Genomic DNA, 14,716 nt, shown 5'->3' on the forward strand with positions numbered 1-14,716 from the left:
GGGCAGTCCGATCCGGTGGGCAAAGTGGTATTATGGCCGCCATTTTATGCGTGATACGAACTCAGGAACTGGGATGAAAGAGCTGAAGAACGATCGATACCTGCGCGCTTTGCTGCGTCAGGATGTGGACATGACCCCGGTATGGATGATGCGCCAGGCAGGGCGCTATCTGCCGGAATACAAGGCGACTCGCGCCCAGGCGGGGGATTTCATGTCCCTGTGCCGCAACGCCGAGCTGGCCTGTGAAGTCACCCTGCAGCCGCTACGCCGTTACCCGCTCGATGCCGCCATCCTCTTCTCCGACATCCTGACCGTGCCCGATGCCATGGGGCTGGGTCTCTACTTCGAGCAGGGTGAAGGCCCGCGCTTCGAGCGTCCGATCACCTCCATGGCCGATGTGCAGGCGCTGCCTATCCCGGATCCGGAAGATGAGCTGGGCTACGTGATGAATGCGGTGCGCACCATCCGCCGCGAGCTGAAGGGTGAAGTGCCGCTGATCGGCTTCTCCGGCAGCCCCTGGACTCTGGCTACCTACATGGTGGAGGGGGGCAGCTCCAAGGCGTTCACCAAGATCAAGCAGATGATGTACGCAGAGCCGCAAACCCTGCACCTGCTGCTCGACAAGCTGGCCGACAGCGTGATTAGCTATCTCAACGCCCAGATCAAGGCGGGTGCGCAGGCGGTCATGGTGTTCGACACCTGGGGCGGCGTGCTCACCCCGCGCGATTACCGAGACTTCTCCCTGCTGTACATGCACAAGATTGTCGATGGCCTGATCCGCGAGCACGACGGTCGCCGCGTGCCGGTCACCCTGTTCACCAAGAACGGCGGTCAGTGGCTGGAGCAGATTGCCGCCACCGGTTGCGATGCGCTGGGTCTGGACTGGACCACCGATATCGCCGACGCCAAGCGCCGGGTCGGCGACAAGGTGGCGCTGCAGGGCAACATGGATCCCTCCATGCTCTACGCTACCCCGGCTCGCATCCGTGAAGAGGTCGCCTCCATTCTGGCCGGTTTCGGCCACGGCAACGGCCACGTATTCAACCTTGGCCACGGCATCCATCAGGATGTCAACCCGGAACATGCTGGCGTGTTCGTCAACGCGGTACACGAGCTCTCTGCCCAGTACCACGGTCGCTAAGGCCGGGGCGAGCGAAGAAGAGTTTGTTTGATATTCGGGGCCGTCAGGCCCCGTTTTACATTAAAAAATGGCGCTGCGACGACGAGCGCGTGGCGGCCGTGCAGGAGGCAAGATGAGCAGCAAGTCACTGGATTGGGGTATCGATCTTGGCGGTACCAAGTGTGAATGCGTGGTGCTGGATGGCGACGAGGTGCTGCTGCGCCACCGCATCCCCACCGAGCGGGCGGGCGGTTATGACCATATGATCGGCCAGATCGCCAAGCTGGTAGCAGAGTGCGCCGAGAAGATTGGCCAGCGCCCGATCGTCATCGGCATGGGGACGCCGGGGGCGCGGGATCCGCAGACCGGCCTGATGAAGAACTGCAACACCACCGAGCTCAATGGCAAGCCGTTCAAGGAGGATTTGGAACGCAAGCTGGGCGTGCCGGTACTGATTGCCAACGATGCCAACTGCTTTGCGCTGGCAGAAACCCATCTTGGTGCGGTGCGCCAGCACCATCCCGATGCGAAAGTGGTGTTCGGCATCATCATGGGTACCGGGGTCGGCTCCGGCATCGTCATCAATGGCCAGATCCTCAACGGCCACCACGGCATTGCCGGTGAATGGGGCCACAACGTGCTCTCCCCCGATGGCCCCGAGTGCTACTGCGGCAAGCGTGGCTGCGTCGAGACCCTGATCAGCGGCCCGGCGCTGGAGGCCTGGTACGAAGCCAAGGCCAAGCGCCGCCTCTCGCTGGCTCAAATCGCGGTTGCCACCGCCCATGATCATGTGGCCAAGCTCACCATCGACCGGCTGCATCTGCTGTTTGGTCAGGCGCTGGCCAACGTGGTCAACATTCTCGACCCGGATGTGATCGTCATCGGTGGCGGGGTGGGCAATGTGCAGAGCCTTTACAGTGCCGGGCGGCAGACAATTTTGCCCTTCCTCTTTAATCCCCGCTTCGCAACCCCCATTATTGCTCCTGCCCTTGGCGACAGTGCCGGGGTATTCGGGGCCGCACTGCTGGCCCGCGGTGAATTCAAGGAGGCCCTGCTGTCGTAGCCGGGGCTCCCGGGCGGCCGGTGCGCCGCCCTGTTGCTGGTTCAAGGAAACGGATTCTCGATGATCAAGATTGCCATCAATGGTTACGGGCGGATCGGTCGCAACGTGTTGCGAGCCCTCTATGAAAGCGGGCGCGACAAGACCATCAAGATCGTCGCCATCAACGAGCTGGCGGCCCCCGAGGCCATGGTGCACCTGACCCGTTACGATACCAGTCACGGTCGTTTCCACCATCCGGTGCAACTGGCGGGCAACAGCATGCTGGTGGGGGAGGATCTCATCTCCCTGTTTGCCGAGCGGGATCCGTCGAACTTGCCGTGGCGGGCGCTGGGGGTGGATGTGGTGCTCGACTGCACCGGGGTATTCGGCTCGCGGGCCGATGCCGAGCTGCATCTGGCGGCGGGGGCGGGCAAGGTGCTCTTCTCCCACCCGGCGGATGCCGATGTGGATGCCACCGTGGTCTACGGGGTCAACCATCATACCCTCACCGGAGCGGAGCGGATCGTCTCCAACGCCTCCTGTACCACCAACTGCGTGGTACCGGTGATTGAAACATTGCATCGAGAATTCGAGATAAATTGTGGTACTATTACGACAATTCATTCGGCCATGCATGATCAGCAAGTCATCGATGCCTACCACAGTGACTTGCGCCGAACCCGCGCTGCCAGTCAGTCCATCATTCCGGTGGATACCAAGCTGGCAAAGGGGCTGGAGCGTATCCTGCCCCACTTCGCCGGCAAGTTCGAGGCGATCGCGGTGCGGGTGCCGACCATCAATGTAACAGCGATGGATCTGAGTATTACTGTTCGTAAAAAAGTGACAGTTACTGACGTAAATCAAGCCCTGCAACGGGCATCCAGAGGTACATTACACGGTATTCTGGATTACACGGAAGAACCGCTGGTCTCCGTAGACTTCAATCATGATGCGCACTCATGCATCATTGATGGTACCCAGACCCGGGTGAGCGATGCCAACCTCGTCAAGATGTTGATGTGGTGCGATAACGAATGGGGCTTCGCAAACCGGATGCTGGATACCACCCGGGCCATGATGGTTGCAGGCTGAGCCTGCCCCGGGCGAAAGGTTACTGTTTTTAACATTACCTGGAAAATATAGAGGACTGAATATGTCTGTTATCAAGATGACTGACCTGGATCTGGCGGGTAAACGCGTTCTGATCCGTGCTGACCTGAACGTACCGGTAAAAGACGGCAAGGTCACCTCCGATGCACGTATCGTTGCGACTCTGCCGACCATCAAGCTGGCTCTGGAAAAGGGCGCCAAGCTGATGATCACCTCCCACCTGGGTCGTCCGACCGAGGGTGAATACAACGAAGAATTCTCCCTGGCTCCGGTTGTCAACTATCTGAAAGACGCTCTGTCCTGCCCGGTTCGTCTGGCCAAGGATTACCTGGATGGCGTAGAAGTCGCTGCCGGTGAGCTGGTTGTGCTGGAAAACTGCCGCTTCAACAAAGGCGAGAAGAAGAACACCGAAGAGCTGGCCAAAAAATACGCCGCCCTGTGTGACGTCTTTGTAATGGATGCGTTCGGTACTGCTCACCGCGCCGAAGGTTCCACCTACGGTGTTGCCCAGTTCGCACCGGTCGCCTGTGCCGGTCCGCTGCTGGCGGGTGAACTGGAAGCCTTGGGCAAAGCCATGCTGAAGCCTGAGCGCCCGATGGTTGCCATCGTTGGCGGCTCCAAGGTCTCCACCAAGCTGACCGTTCTGGAATCCCTCTCCAAAATCGCTGACCAGCTGGTTGTCGGTGGTGGCATCGCCAACACCTTCATCGCTGCTGCCGGTCACAACGTCGGCAAGTCCCTGTGCGAGCACGACCTGATCGACACCGCCAAGAAACTGGCTGCCGAGACCAACATTCCTGTGACCACCGACGTGGTTGTAGGTGCCGAGTTCTCCGAGTCCACTCCGGCTACCATCAAGTCCGTCTCTGACGTAACCGACGGCGACATGATCTTCGACATCGGTCCGGATTCTGCCAAGGCCCTGGCTGACATCATCATGAACGCCAAGACCATCCTGTGGAACGGCCCGGTTGGTGTGTTCGAGTTCGACCAGTTCGCTGAAGGCACCAAGGTTATCGCTGAAGCCATCGCTGCTTCTCCGGCCTTCTCCATCGCTGGCGGTGGTGACACCCTGGCTGCCATCGACAAGTTCGGCATCGCTGACAAAGTCTCCTACATCTCCACTGGCGGCGGCGCCTTCCTGGAGTTCGTAGAAGGCAAGGTACTGCCGGCTGTTGCGATTCTGGAACAGCGCGCTAAAGCCTAATTGACCCGGAACGGGGGGCAAAAGCCTCCCGTTTCGTTTATCATGTGCCCGCTGTGCCGGTTCATGATGAACCCCCCATTTTTTTATTAACGGCATACGAGACAGGACGATTAAACATGTCTAAGAAAATTTTCGACTTCGTAAAACCCGGCGTGATCACTGGTGATGACGTTCAGAAAGTGTTCGCCATCGCTAAAGAGAACGGCTTTGCTCTGCCGGCCGTAAACTGCGTTGGTACCGACTCCGTTAACGCCGTACTGGAAGCTGCCGCCAAGGTTAAAGCGCCGGTTATCGTTCAGTTCTCCAACGGTGGTGCCGTGTTCACCGCCGGTAAGGGTCTGAAGCTGGAAGGTCAGAAAGCGGCCATCCTGGGTGCCATCTCTGGTGCCAAGCACGTTCACGCTGTTGCCGAAGCTTACGGCGTGCCGGTAATCCTGCACACCGACCACGCTGCCAAGAAGCTGCTGCCGTGGATCGACGGTCTGCTGGAAGCGGGTGAGAAGCACTTTGCTGAAACCGGCAAGCCGCTGTTCTCCTCCCACATGCTGGATCTGTCTGAAGAGTCTCTGGAAGAGAACATCGATATCTGCTGCGAGTACCTGACCCGCATGGCCAAGATGAACATGACTCTGGAGCTGGAACTGGGTTGCACCGGTGGCGAAGAAGACGGCGTCGACAACAGCCACATGGATCAGTCCGCTCTGTACACCCAGCCGGAAGATGTTGCTTACGCTTACGAGCGTCTGTCCAAGATCAGCCCGCGTTTCACCATCGCTGCCTCCTTCGGCAACGTACACGGTGTATACAAGCCGGGTAACGTCAAGCTGACCCCGTCCATCCTGGACGCTTCCCAGAAGTACGTTTCCGAGAAGTTTGGCATCCCAGCCAAGTCTCTGGACTTCGTATTCCACGGTGGTTCAGGTTCCACTCTGGAAGAGATCCGCGAGTCCATCTCCTACGGCGTAGTGAAGATGAACATCGACACCGACACCCAGTGGGCAACCTGGGAAGGTCTGCTGAACTTCTACAAGAAGAACGAAGCTTACCTGCAAGGCCAGCTGGGCAACCCGGAAGGCGCCGACAAGCCGAACAAGAAGTACTACGATCCGCGCGTATGGCTGCGTGAAGGTCAGACTTCTATGATCGCTCGTCTGGAAAAAGCATTCTCCGACCTGAACGCCATCGACGTACTGTAATTCGTTACAGCACCTTGATTGCATGAAAAGGCGCCCTTCGGGGCGCCTTTTGCATTTCTGTGATCCGCACCGGTTGGTGAGTGGAGGAGGAACTGGGTATTATCGAAACAACTTTGCTTATTTTATTAAACAATTTGCAACCAAGGCAGGATGCTGAGTATGCAGGCAGGAAAGCACAACGGATATCAGGAGCATGTCGCCTCCTACTACGCGGCCACCCGCAACGATTCGCAACAGTGGCCTGAGCTGGAGGGGGAGCACAAGGCTGACGTCTGCATCATCGGCGGCGGTTTTACCGGTCTCAATACCGCCATCAATCTGGCGGATGCCGGGTACAAGGTTGCCTTGCTGGAGGCCAACCGTATCGGCTGGGGTGCCTCCGGGCGCAACGGCGGCCAGCTTATTCGCGGTATCGGCCATGACACCAGCCAGTTCGCCCGCTGGATTGGTGAGGATGGGGTTCGCGAGCTCGACCTGATGGGGCTGGAGGCGGTGCAGCTGGTACGCGAGCGGGTCGAGCGGTTCAATATCGAGTGCGATCTCACCTGGGGTTACTGCGACCTTGCCACCCGTCAGCGCCATCTGGCCGGCTTTGAGGAAGATCTCGACCATCTGGCGAGTCTGGGCTATGAGCACGAACTCAAGCTGGTGCCACGGGAAGATATCCATAGCGTGGTGGGGTCGGATCGCTATATCGGCGGCCTCATCGACATGGGCTCAGGCCATCTCCATCCCCTCAATCTGGCGCTCGGCGAGGCGCGCGCCGCAGCCAGCCTCGGGGTTTCCCTGTTTGAACACTCCAGAGTGACCCATATCGATTACGGCAAGCAGGTAGAGGTGACCACCGCCCACGGCCGGGTCACTGCCGACTATCTGGTGATCGGCTGCAACGCCTATCTCAATGACCTCAATCCGGAGCTGGGCGGGCGGGTGCTGCCCGCGGGCTCCTACATCCTCGCCACCGAAGTGCTGGATCGCCGCTTGCGCCAGCGCTTGCTGCCGCAAAATATGGCGGTGTGCGATCAGAACGTGGCGCTCGACTACTACCGCCTCTCCGCCGACGGTCGTCTGCTGTTCGGCGGGGCCTGCAACTACTCGGGAAGGGATCCCCGCGACATCAAGGCCTTTATGTTGCCCAAGATGCTGCGAGTCTTCCCCGAGCTGGCTGGCACCGCCATCGAGTTTCAGTGGGGCGGGATGATCGGGATTGGCGCCAACCGGCTGCCGCAGATTGGCCGCTTGAAGGCTCACCCCAACGTGCTCTATGCCCAGGCCTACTCGGGGCATGGCCTCAACGCCACCCATATGGCGGGCAAGCTGGTAGCCGAGGCGATCCGCGGCGAGAGCCGGGGTTTCGATCTCTTTGCCAGCGTGCCCCATATCACCTTCCCTGGCGGCCCGGCGCTGCGCTCCCCGCTGTTGGCACTGGGAATGTTGTGGCACCGGATGAAGGATATCTTCTGACCCCCATTGTCAGCCTGCGCAGTGATGGCTGAACGTGGCCCCTTTTTGCCAACTCCTTGTTTATAGCGGGTTGGCACTATCGTTCCGCCTGATAGACCAAAAGATGCATTCGCGCCAATCTTGTCTGGTTGGCGCTATCTTTTAGGTGTGAGAGCGGTTATCTGCCAAGGGGCAAGGGTTTGTCAGATTGCCGGAATATTTGCCGAAAAAGGGCCAGAGGGCGGGGAGAGGAGGACCAAGATGGAGATAAATGTGGTCGCGTCAGGCGGGCTGAGCCCGCTGGCGCAACGGCAGGATTCTCCCGCTGTGCAGGCACAAGAGAGGGCTGCAACTTCACCATCAACGGGCAGTGACAGCCTGGTGCGCGACCTTGGCGCTGTGCTGGATGAGCTGGGGCTGTCACAGCAAGGGGAGAGCCGCGGCGGTGGCACTGTTTCAATCAGGGATTCGCTGGAAGCGTTCATCAACACCATGATGGGCTCCCTGCAACAGCAGCAGGAGCAACAGCTGGCATTGCAGCAACAGCAGCGGCAAGAGCAGGAACAGCGCAAACTCGCCATCGCCGACAGCAGCGAAAACCCGCTCAAGCGGGATCTGGCGCGCCTGCTGGAGACGCTGGATCAACAGGGCGGGCAGGGAAAAGAGAGCGAGCAAGTAGCCGAGATCGAAGCGGTGAACCCCTTGCAGAGCCAGCTGACCAAGCTGCTTGAGAGCAGCGGTGCGGCAGAGAGCGGGGTCACCCTCAAGGAGGTGCTGTCAGGGTTGGCCAGCAAGCTGCCGAACGAACCTGCCGAGCGAAAAGGGTATCGGGTCGATACCCAGGTTTGAGCTGGTTGGCAATGGCAGATCTGCCGTTGCAGACAGAAGGGGTGAGAAGCCCTTTATTGGGCCGGTTCCGCCAGCCGCCACCCCTGTTCGTCCTTCATCATCCACACCTCTGCCTCTTGTGGCAGCACCTGGCCCGCCTTGAACTCGCCATATTTGCGCTCGAGCTCCATCAGCCCCATCTCCTGCTGGAAGGGGCCTACCCGGTCGTAGACCAGATCCTCGTCGTGCAACACCTGCAACTGATCGAGCCCCTGCTTGAAGTGGAGCTGGTAACTCACCTTGACCAGATAGACCCCCTCCATCCGCTCCTCCTTGCCGAGGATGGTGAAGTCGCTGATTTCGAACAGGTTGGCGTCTGTCTCGGCCAGCAACTTAGCGGTAACTTGGCTCCGGATATCCTCTTCACCGGGCCCTGCACTGCAGCCATAAAGCCAGAGGGCTAGCAGGGGGATGAACCACTTTTTCATCAAAACTCCGGACGGGCGAGACAATCGAAGGGCAAATTCTGCCATGCTGCCGGTCATATACAAGGGATTGCCAGAAAAATCAGCGCGTAACGTATAAGGCGGCCCCCGCCTGTCGACAGGGGCGCCGCTGGTCAGCGTAGCTGATCAAGCTTGCCCAAAAACTCGGCAGGCCCCATAAAACCGGTAACCCGTTGCCCTGCCAGCTCCTTGCCCTCGCGGTCGAAGAAGATGAGGGTCGGCAGCCCGAGCACATTGAGGCCGTTGAGCAGCTCGATATCGGCATCGTCGTTGGCAGTGACGTCTGCCTGCAGCAGCACCATCTGGCCGAAGCGCTCCCGCACAGCTGGATCGCTGAAGGTCTTGTGCTCGAACTCCTTGCAGGCGACGCACCAGTCGGCGTAGAGGTCGAGCAGCACCGGTTTGCCGCGGGCGGCGGCCAGCTGCACCTTGAGATCATCCAGCGTCTTGATGCGGATAAACTGCGGCGCCGTTTGACTGGCATCCGCCGTGGCGGCAGCAGGGGTGGCCGGTTGCAGCAGATCCTTGCCCACTACCACGGCGCTGATCATCGCCAGCAACAGCACGAAGCCGCGCACGCTTTTGGCCACTGAGTGGGGCTGGTGCTGGTTGTGGTGATAGAGATAACCGCACAGCAGCAGCCCCCAGCCGAGCCAGGCGAGGGTAGTAACTTGATCGCTCCAGAGCCGTGACAGCAGCAGGATCGGTACCGCCAGCAGGGCAAAGCCAAATAGCTGCTTGATCACATCCATCCAGGCGCCCGCCTTGGGCAGCAGCTTGCCACCCGAGGTGCCGAGCAGCAGCAGCGGCAGACCCATCCCCAGTGACAGCGCATAGAGCGCAGCGCCGCCGAGCCAGAGATCGCCGCTCTGGGCCACGTAGATCAGTGCCCCCGAGAGCGGCGCTGTGGTGCAGGGGGAGCAGACCAGCCCGGAGATCATCCCCATGATGGCGACCCCGACCACAGAGCCGCCCTGCTGGCGGTTGGAGAGGCCGGAGAGACGGGTTTGCAAACTGCTCGGCAGTTGCAGGGTGTAGAGCCCGAACATGGAGAGGGCCAGCAGCACGAACATCACCGATAGACCGATCAGCACATAGGGGTGTTGCAGCGCCGCCTGGAATTTCAGACCCGCCGAGGCCACTACCAGCCCCAGCAGGGTGTAGGTGACCGCCATCCCCTGCACATAGACCAGGGAGAGCAGGAAGGCACGGCCGGTGGAGAGGCGATGGCCAGCACCGGCGATGATGCCGGTCAGGATCGGGTACATGGGGAAGACGCAGGGGGTGAAGGCGAGCCCCAGCCCCAGTGCGAAGAAGGCGACGATGCTGAGCCAGAACCCCTGATGGCCGAGGGCGGCGGCCAGCTGATCTTGCTGGCTAACCGGTGCGACGCTTTGTGCCGTATCAGCAGTGGACGCTGTGGTTGCCGTGACCCGCGGGGCCACGTCGATCAGTTTGTCGGTCGGCGGGTAGCAGAGGCCGTCGGTACAGCCCTGATAGCGCACCCGCAGGGTGGCATTTTCCCCCACCTCCTTTAGCGGCACCGCGATGCTCACCTGCTGGTAGTAGACCCGGGTCTTGCCGAAGAAGTCATCCTCGTGCTCGGTGCCTTCCGGCAGGGTCGGCTCGCTGAAGCTGAGGTTGTTCCCCTTGAAGCGCAGGCTGTGGCGATAGAGGTAGTAGTCATCGGCGATGTGGAGAGTCAGCAGCAGCTGATCGCCGCGCTGTTCGCTCTCGATCTGAAATGCCTCATCGACCTGCAAAAATTTGGGCTTGGCGTTGGCCTCAATACCCAGCGAGCTGAGCAGATCGGCGCCGCTGGCGTGGGCTGGGGAGCTGCCCACCGCTGTCATCAACAGGGCACAGAGCAGCAGTGGAGAGAGCAAGCGGTTGAACGTCATGCGGTTTCCCCATTGAGCCAGTCGAGATAGGCGGGTAGTCCGGCACTCACCGGCAGGGCCAGCAGCTCGGGCACCTCATAGGGGTGATGGGCTTGAATACATGCCTGCAGCCCGGCAAAGAGTGGCTGGCGAGATTTGATGATGAGCTGGATCTCGGTGGCGCGCTCCACCTTGCCTTGCCAGCGATAGACAGAGGTGACGCCCGGCAGTTGATTGATGCAGGCGGCCAACCGCTGGTTCAGCAGCTGTTCGCAGAGAAGGTCGGCACTGGTTTGATCTGGGCTGGTGCAGAGCACCACAATGGCGTCGGTCATAAAGCGGATCTTCACCTCGTTGGGGTAAACCGGGCAGGCGCCCTTGCCGTCTCATCCCTTTCCGCGGATGAAGGTGAAAAAAGCGCCTGAAAATCAGCGGCTACTATACCCCAGAGCCACTTCAAATAGCATCTGTAGCCATTTGTGAGCCAGCGCCAAAAATTTGTGGGGGGCATGAGATAGACGCTGTCATGGGGACAGGGCAGAATGAGCGGGCTTGTTCCCAATTGACGTAAGGAAATGTATGACCCAACAGAATGAGCAGCAGAGAAACCGCATGTTGAGCCTGCTGCGCGAAGGTGAGCGCCGCATGTTGGTTCAATTGGCCGGGCTGCTGCGCACGACCGCCGATGAAATCAATGCCGAGCTGGAGAAAGAGGAGCTGATGGCCACCCTTGAGCAGCCCATCACGGTGGAGTATCTCAACGGCGTGGTGCAGCACCATCTGTTCGAGCGCAAACACAAGGGTGATATGGCGGTTGCCCAGCAGATCCTGAGCGATTATCAGAGCGAGCTGGAAGCGCTGCAGGCTGCCCAAGCCCAGCCTGAAGAGGCTGCCGCGGCCGACGAGAGCGGCGAAGAGCTCAAAGCCCAGGCTTGAGCGACGGGCAGGCCTGAATCCTTACCTCTGAATCAGCCGGCCTGCCAGCGCCGATCCCTGTTGCGGCCCCATCATGTCTGCCATGATGGGGCCGTGTCGTTTCTTCTGTAGTCTTTCCTTGTTGCTCTTCGCTTCTCGGTTTCAATCCAACGGATTCGTGCCTTAGCGCGCCTCTTGGGGCATGCCGTGCGGCACTTCGCGGGGGATGGGGAACACCTTGTCATAGCCCCAGTTGTAGACGAAGGCATAGATCAGGTAGAAGACGACGAAGCCCAGATCCAGCACCAGCGCCTCCAGCATGCTGACGCTCAGCCACCAGGACATGACCGGCAGCGCGACGATCAGCAGACCGCCCTCAAAGCCGAAGGTATGCAGCACCCGTTGCCACAGGGTTTTGTGGGTATGGCCCTGATATTTGAGCAGCAGCTTGTCGACCCCGATGTTGTAGATGTAGTTCCAGACGGTGGCCAGCACCGAGAAGAACAGTGCCAGCGGGCCCATATGGTTGAGCCCGACCCCGGTGACCCAGCTGGCCAGCGGGGCGGCAATCAGCAGGCCAATGAATTCAAAGCCAATGGCATGGCGCAGGCGATCGTTACGGGTACGCATAAGTCACTCTCTCAATCAGATTTATTCACGGATTGCTGGTTAATCTATAGATCTTTAGCGATAGATTCATGTTGGTATCCATCGCTAAAATAGATGGATGAGAGGGCTTGCCGGAGGGCCATAAGATGACGCCATCACTGGAACAACTGAGGATCTTGCTGGCGGCCGCCGAAACCGGCTCGTTTTCCGCTGCCGCCCGCAAGCTGGGCAAGGCGCAGTCGGTGGTGAGCAGCGCCATCGCCAATCTGGAGATCGATCTGGCGCTCACCCTGTTTGACCGCAGCGGCCGCTATCCGCAGCTGACGGAGGCGGGGGCCCGCATGGTGCAGGAGGCGGGGATCCTGCTGGCGCAGAGTGAACGATTGCAATCCATTGCCGGGGAGCTGGCGGCCGGGGTGGAGACGCGCCTCACCCTGGCCATCGATGATGACTCCCACCTCCCCTGGCTCGGCACCCTGCTGGAGGAGTTCGCCACCCGCTATCCGACCGTGGAGCTGGAGCTGCTCTTCCCGCTGATGGAGGATGTGACCGAGATGCTGGTGACTGGCCGGGCCCAGCTCGGCATCAGCTATCAGAAGGTGCATCCCCAGCGGGAGATCGTCGCCCGTTCGCTGGGGGAGGTGACCATGCCGCTGGTGGTGTCACCGGATCATCCATTGGCTCGCAAGCAGCCGCTGCGGGAGGTCGATCTGCAGGGGGCACGCCAGCTGATGGTGACCGGCCGACGGGAAGGGAGCGAGCGTCAGCGTTTTCGCATCTCGGCTCAGGTGTGGTGGGTCGAGGGAGATCTCGGGGTACTGGAGCTGGTCAAGCGGGGCCTTGGCTGGTCCGCCATTCCGGAATTTCTGCTGCATCAACCGCTGAAGCGGGGTGAAGTTGTGGTGCTGGAGCCGGACTTTATCGCCAGCCACGCGCTGGCGCTGGAGTTGCAGTGGCATCGCGCCCGCCCGTTGGGGCAGGCGGGGCGCTGGCTGAAGGAGGCCCTGCTGGCGCGCGTGCCTCGCTAGCCGACCTTACTCGGTCAGTTCGTAGGGGAGGGGTTGCAGGGTGAGCTGGGAGCTCTCCTCCTGCTTGAGGCGAAAACGGGCGTCAGCCTCGGTATCTTTCGGCAATACGGCGGTGAGCCACACCTGCCCGGCCTGTTGCCAGGCGTTGAGCACCATGCCGCTGCGGCGCCAGTTGTCACCCAGTTGCAGCTCCAGAGTATCGCCGCTGGCGACCGGCTCGCCGGCAGTGCCCGCCAGCAGGAACAGGGCGCGGTTGTTGGCGCCGCGATATTTGGCGCGAGCCACCGTCTCTTGCCCCATGTAGCAGCCCTTGTTGAAGCTGATGCCGTCCAGTGCCTGCAGGTTGAGCATCTGCGGGATGAACTCCCCCTGATGCACAGCTTCCATGTGTGGCAGGCCCGCCTTGATCTCGAGCCCCCACCAGAGTGACTCGTCCCCTTGCGGCAGGGCGTCGGCTTGCTGACTGCTCACCAGCAGCCAGCGATCCTGTTCGATCTTCACCGCCATACCGCCGTCGATAAGGCCGCTCTGCTCAAGGCCAAACTGCGCGGCGATCCACGCATCGCTGCCCGTACCGGCGATCCCGGTGGCGTGACGCTCATCGGCGGCGATCTCGACCTTGGAGAAGACGGCAAATTTCTTCAGCTCCGGCAGCTGACGCTCAAGTACCGAAGGGCTGGTCAGTAGCAGCAGACTGTCGTCGAGGCAGAGCAGGCGGAAATTGCTCCACAGCTTGCCCTTGGGATCACAGTGGCCGCCCGGGGTCTGTTGCCCCGGTTGCAGGGCGTTGACATCACAGGTGACCTGACCTTGCAGATATTTGGCGCGATCCTGGCCGCTGATACGGGTGATGGCCAGCTTGGTCAGGGGGAAGCGGGTCGGCTCGGCAGGAAAAACAGGTGGTTGCAGGCTCACGATGGTATTCCAGAGAGAAAGTATGTGAGCTGCATGGTAAAGACGTAACTAATGTTTGTCAGCCGGAAAATCCAGCTGGTACCATCCCCCGGTCTTTGTAAGGAGAGTGCCATGTTGAGCCCAGTTGAAAAATCCCGCCTGAAGTGGGCCTGCCGTCGCGGTATGCTCGAGCTGGATGTGATCTTTATGCCCTTTTTCGAACACGAGTTCGACTCCCTGAGCGAAGCCGATCAGCAGACCTTTATCCGCCTGCTGGCGAGCGACGATCCGGATCTGTTCAAATGGTGCATGGGTCATGGTGTCCCTGCCGATCCCGCATTTGCCGCCATGATCCCGATGATCCTGGAGCGCAATCAGGCGCGCCACGACCGCCAGGGGTAATACCGTGGAGCGGGTGATCATGACGGTTCACCCCTCCCGCCATCAGCAATATTTGCTGGTGGCCCTCTTTCTGTTGCTGCTCTGGCCGGTGGCTGGCCTGATTGCCGGTTGGCAGTGGGCGCTGTTGCTGCCCGTCTGGCTGGCGGCGCTCTGGTTGAGCTGCCACACCCTCGCCGCGCCCCCGTTCGAGCTTGTCTGGGATGGCCAGTGGCTGCAGTGGCAAGGTCGTCGCTATCAGCTCGACAAGAAAAGCCGCATTCTGCCCGGCGCGCTCAGGCTGGCACTTTGTCCCGAACCGCAAGAGAGTGGAGGCGTGTCGCCACGGCAATTGTGGCTCTTCTCCGACGCCCTTTCCCCCGAACATTACCGCCTGCTGGCGCGAGCCATCCACTTTCTGCCGTCCAGGCACTAACGCAGTTTTCCCGTGATGACCATGTGCTGATTTATCGCGATGATCCGCTGCCATGTGGCTGATGACGGTACTCTTTTTGTGACTGAAAAGCGGTTGAAAACAAGTGACCCCGCCATGGCGGGGT

At 60.4% G+C, this 14,716-nt stretch carries 16 protein-coding genes; 11 read left to right on the forward strand and 5 right to left on the reverse strand.

Annotation, left to right across the window (positions count from 1 at the left end; translation table 11 throughout):
• Positions 1–73: 73 nt before the first annotated feature.
• The 7 genes from hemE (at position 74) to ACTG1P_RS17650 (ending at position 7,967) form a co-directional block, all read left to right on the forward strand.
• The gene (hemE, locus tag ACTG1P_RS17620; RefSeq protein WP_440001822.1) at positions 74–1,141 is read left to right on the forward strand and encodes a uroporphyrinogen decarboxylase; all 1,068 of its coding nucleotides are present in this window, start codon (positions 74–76) and stop codon (positions 1,139–1,141) included.
• A gap of 112 nt (positions 1,142–1,253) precedes the next feature.
• Positions 1,254–2,183, forward strand: coding sequence for an ROK family protein (locus tag ACTG1P_RS17625; RefSeq protein ID WP_440001823.1), 930 nt, complete (start codon positions 1,254–1,256; stop codon positions 2,181–2,183).
• Positions 2,184–2,243: 60 nt separating this feature from the next.
• Positions 2,244–3,254, forward strand: coding sequence for an erythrose-4-phosphate dehydrogenase (gene epd, locus ACTG1P_RS17630; RefSeq protein ID WP_440001824.1), 1,011 nt, complete (start codon positions 2,244–2,246; stop codon positions 3,252–3,254).
• A 61-nt stretch (positions 3,255–3,315) separates the two neighbouring features.
• The gene (locus ACTG1P_RS17635; protein WP_005335436.1) at positions 3,316–4,479 is read left to right on the forward strand and encodes a phosphoglycerate kinase; all 1,164 of its coding nucleotides are present in this window, start codon (positions 3,316–3,318) and stop codon (positions 4,477–4,479) included.
• A gap of 116 nt (positions 4,480–4,595) precedes the next feature.
• A complete protein-coding gene (fbaA, locus tag ACTG1P_RS17640) occupies positions 4,596–5,675 on the forward strand; it encodes a class II fructose-bisphosphate aldolase (RefSeq protein ID WP_005335434.1) in 1,080 nt (359 codons plus the stop codon).
• Between the two features lie 159 nt (positions 5,676–5,834).
• Positions 5,835–7,139 (forward strand): NAD(P)/FAD-dependent oxidoreductase, encoded by a 1,305-nt coding sequence (locus ACTG1P_RS17645; RefSeq protein ID WP_440001825.1) that lies wholly within the window; start codon positions 5,835–5,837, stop codon positions 7,137–7,139.
• 240 nt (positions 7,140–7,379) lie between these two features.
• On the forward strand, positions 7,380–7,967 hold the full coding sequence (locus tag ACTG1P_RS17650; protein WP_440001826.1) for a hypothetical protein: 588 nt from the start codon (positions 7,380–7,382) through the stop codon (positions 7,965–7,967).
• Between the two features lie 53 nt (positions 7,968–8,020).
• Here ACTG1P_RS17650 and ACTG1P_RS17655 read toward each other — a convergent pair whose 3' ends face one another.
• The 3 genes from ACTG1P_RS17655 to cutA form a co-directional block, all read right to left on the reverse strand.
• A complete protein-coding gene (locus ACTG1P_RS17655; RefSeq protein WP_440001827.1) occupies positions 8,021–8,434 on the reverse strand; it encodes a hypothetical protein in 414 nt (137 codons plus the stop codon).
• 131 nt (positions 8,435–8,565) lie between these two features.
• Complete coding sequence (locus ACTG1P_RS17660) at positions 8,566–10,353, reverse strand: protein-disulfide reductase DsbD (RefSeq protein ID WP_440001828.1); 1,788 nt, start codon at positions 10,351–10,353, stop codon at positions 8,566–8,568.
• Entirely contained in the window at positions 10,350–10,667 is a 318-nt protein-coding gene (gene cutA / locus ACTG1P_RS17665; RefSeq protein ID WP_440001829.1) for a divalent-cation tolerance protein CutA, read from the reverse strand. Before cutA ends, ACTG1P_RS17660 begins: the two co-directional genes overlap by 4 nt.
• Before the next feature lie 244 nt (positions 10,668–10,911).
• Between cutA and ACTG1P_RS17670 the strand changes: the two genes are divergently transcribed.
• The gene (locus tag ACTG1P_RS17670; protein ID WP_005362699.1) at positions 10,912–11,268 is read left to right on the forward strand and encodes a hypothetical protein; all 357 of its coding nucleotides are present in this window, start codon (positions 10,912–10,914) and stop codon (positions 11,266–11,268) included.
• 162 nt (positions 11,269–11,430) lie between these two features.
• Here the strand turns inward: ACTG1P_RS17670 and ACTG1P_RS17675 are convergent, their stop codons facing one another.
• On the reverse strand, positions 11,431–11,877 hold the full coding sequence (locus ACTG1P_RS17675; protein WP_005335423.1) for a PACE efflux transporter: 447 nt from the start codon (positions 11,875–11,877) through the stop codon (positions 11,431–11,433).
• Between the two features lie 125 nt (positions 11,878–12,002).
• Between ACTG1P_RS17675 and ACTG1P_RS17680 the strand changes: the two genes are divergently transcribed.
• Positions 12,003–12,884, forward strand: coding sequence for a LysR family transcriptional regulator (locus ACTG1P_RS17680; protein ID WP_042080104.1), 882 nt, complete (start codon positions 12,003–12,005; stop codon positions 12,882–12,884).
• Positions 12,885–12,890: 6 nt separating this feature from the next.
• Here the strand turns inward: ACTG1P_RS17680 and ygfZ are convergent, their stop codons facing one another.
• The gene (ygfZ, locus tag ACTG1P_RS17685) at positions 12,891–13,799 is read right to left on the reverse strand and encodes a tRNA-modifying protein YgfZ (RefSeq protein WP_440001830.1); all 909 of its coding nucleotides are present in this window, start codon (positions 13,797–13,799) and stop codon (positions 12,891–12,893) included.
• 111 nt (positions 13,800–13,910) lie between these two features.
• On the opposite strand from ygfZ, the gene ACTG1P_RS17690 reads away from it, so the two are divergent.
• On the forward strand, positions 13,911–14,180 hold the full coding sequence (locus ACTG1P_RS17690) for an FAD assembly factor SdhE (RefSeq protein WP_005335417.1): 270 nt from the start codon (positions 13,911–13,913) through the stop codon (positions 14,178–14,180).
• Between the two features lie 19 nt (positions 14,181–14,199).
• The gene (locus tag ACTG1P_RS17695; protein ID WP_440001831.1) at positions 14,200–14,592 is read left to right on the forward strand and encodes a protein YgfX; all 393 of its coding nucleotides are present in this window, start codon (positions 14,200–14,202) and stop codon (positions 14,590–14,592) included.
• Positions 14,593–14,716 lie beyond the last annotated feature (124 nt).

The sequence above is a fragment of the Aeromonas sp. 11P genome (genome assembly GCF_051920165.1).
GTDB classification, from domain to species: Bacteria; Pseudomonadota; Gammaproteobacteria; order Enterobacterales; family Aeromonadaceae; genus Aeromonas; species Aeromonas veronii.

Excerpts from the sequence above, each read along its gene's own strand:
- hemE (WP_440001822.1), top strand. The coding sequence starts at position 74 with ATGAAAGAGCTGAAGAACGATCGATACCTGCGCGCTTTGCTGCGTCAG.
- ACTG1P_RS17625 (WP_440001823.1), top strand. The coding sequence starts at position 1,254 with ATGAGCAGCAAGTCACTGGATTGGGGTATCGATCTTGGCGGTACCAAG.
- epd (WP_440001824.1), top strand. The coding sequence starts at position 2,244 with ATGATCAAGATTGCCATCAATGGTTACGGGCGGATCGGTCGCAACGTG.
- ACTG1P_RS17635 (WP_005335436.1), top strand. The coding sequence starts at position 3,316 with ATGTCTGTTATCAAGATGACTGACCTGGATCTGGCGGGTAAACGCGTT.
- fbaA (WP_005335434.1), top strand. The coding sequence starts at position 4,596 with ATGTCTAAGAAAATTTTCGACTTCGTAAAACCCGGCGTGATCACTGGT.
- ACTG1P_RS17645 (WP_440001825.1), top strand. The coding sequence starts at position 5,835 with ATGCAGGCAGGAAAGCACAACGGATATCAGGAGCATGTCGCCTCCTAC.
- ACTG1P_RS17650 (WP_440001826.1), top strand. The coding sequence starts at position 7,380 with ATGGAGATAAATGTGGTCGCGTCAGGCGGGCTGAGCCCGCTGGCGCAA.
- ACTG1P_RS17655 (WP_440001827.1), bottom strand. The coding sequence starts at position 8,434 with ATGAAAAAGTGGTTCATCCCCCTGCTAGCCCTCTGGCTTTATGGCTGC.
- ACTG1P_RS17660 (WP_440001828.1), bottom strand. The coding sequence starts at position 10,353 with ATGACGTTCAACCGCTTGCTCTCTCCACTGCTGCTCTGTGCCCTGTTG.
- cutA (WP_440001829.1), bottom strand. The coding sequence starts at position 10,667 with ATGACCGACGCCATTGTGGTGCTCTGCACCAGCCCAGATCAAACCAGT.
- ACTG1P_RS17670 (WP_005362699.1), top strand. The coding sequence starts at position 10,912 with ATGACCCAACAGAATGAGCAGCAGAGAAACCGCATGTTGAGCCTGCTG.
- ACTG1P_RS17675 (WP_005335423.1), bottom strand. The coding sequence starts at position 11,877 with ATGCGTACCCGTAACGATCGCCTGCGCCATGCCATTGGCTTTGAATTC.
- ACTG1P_RS17680 (WP_042080104.1), top strand. The coding sequence starts at position 12,003 with ATGACGCCATCACTGGAACAACTGAGGATCTTGCTGGCGGCCGCCGAA.
- ACTG1P_RS17690 (WP_005335417.1), top strand. The coding sequence starts at position 13,911 with ATGTTGAGCCCAGTTGAAAAATCCCGCCTGAAGTGGGCCTGCCGTCGC.
- ACTG1P_RS17695 (WP_440001831.1), top strand. The coding sequence starts at position 14,200 with ATGACGGTTCACCCCTCCCGCCATCAGCAATATTTGCTGGTGGCCCTC.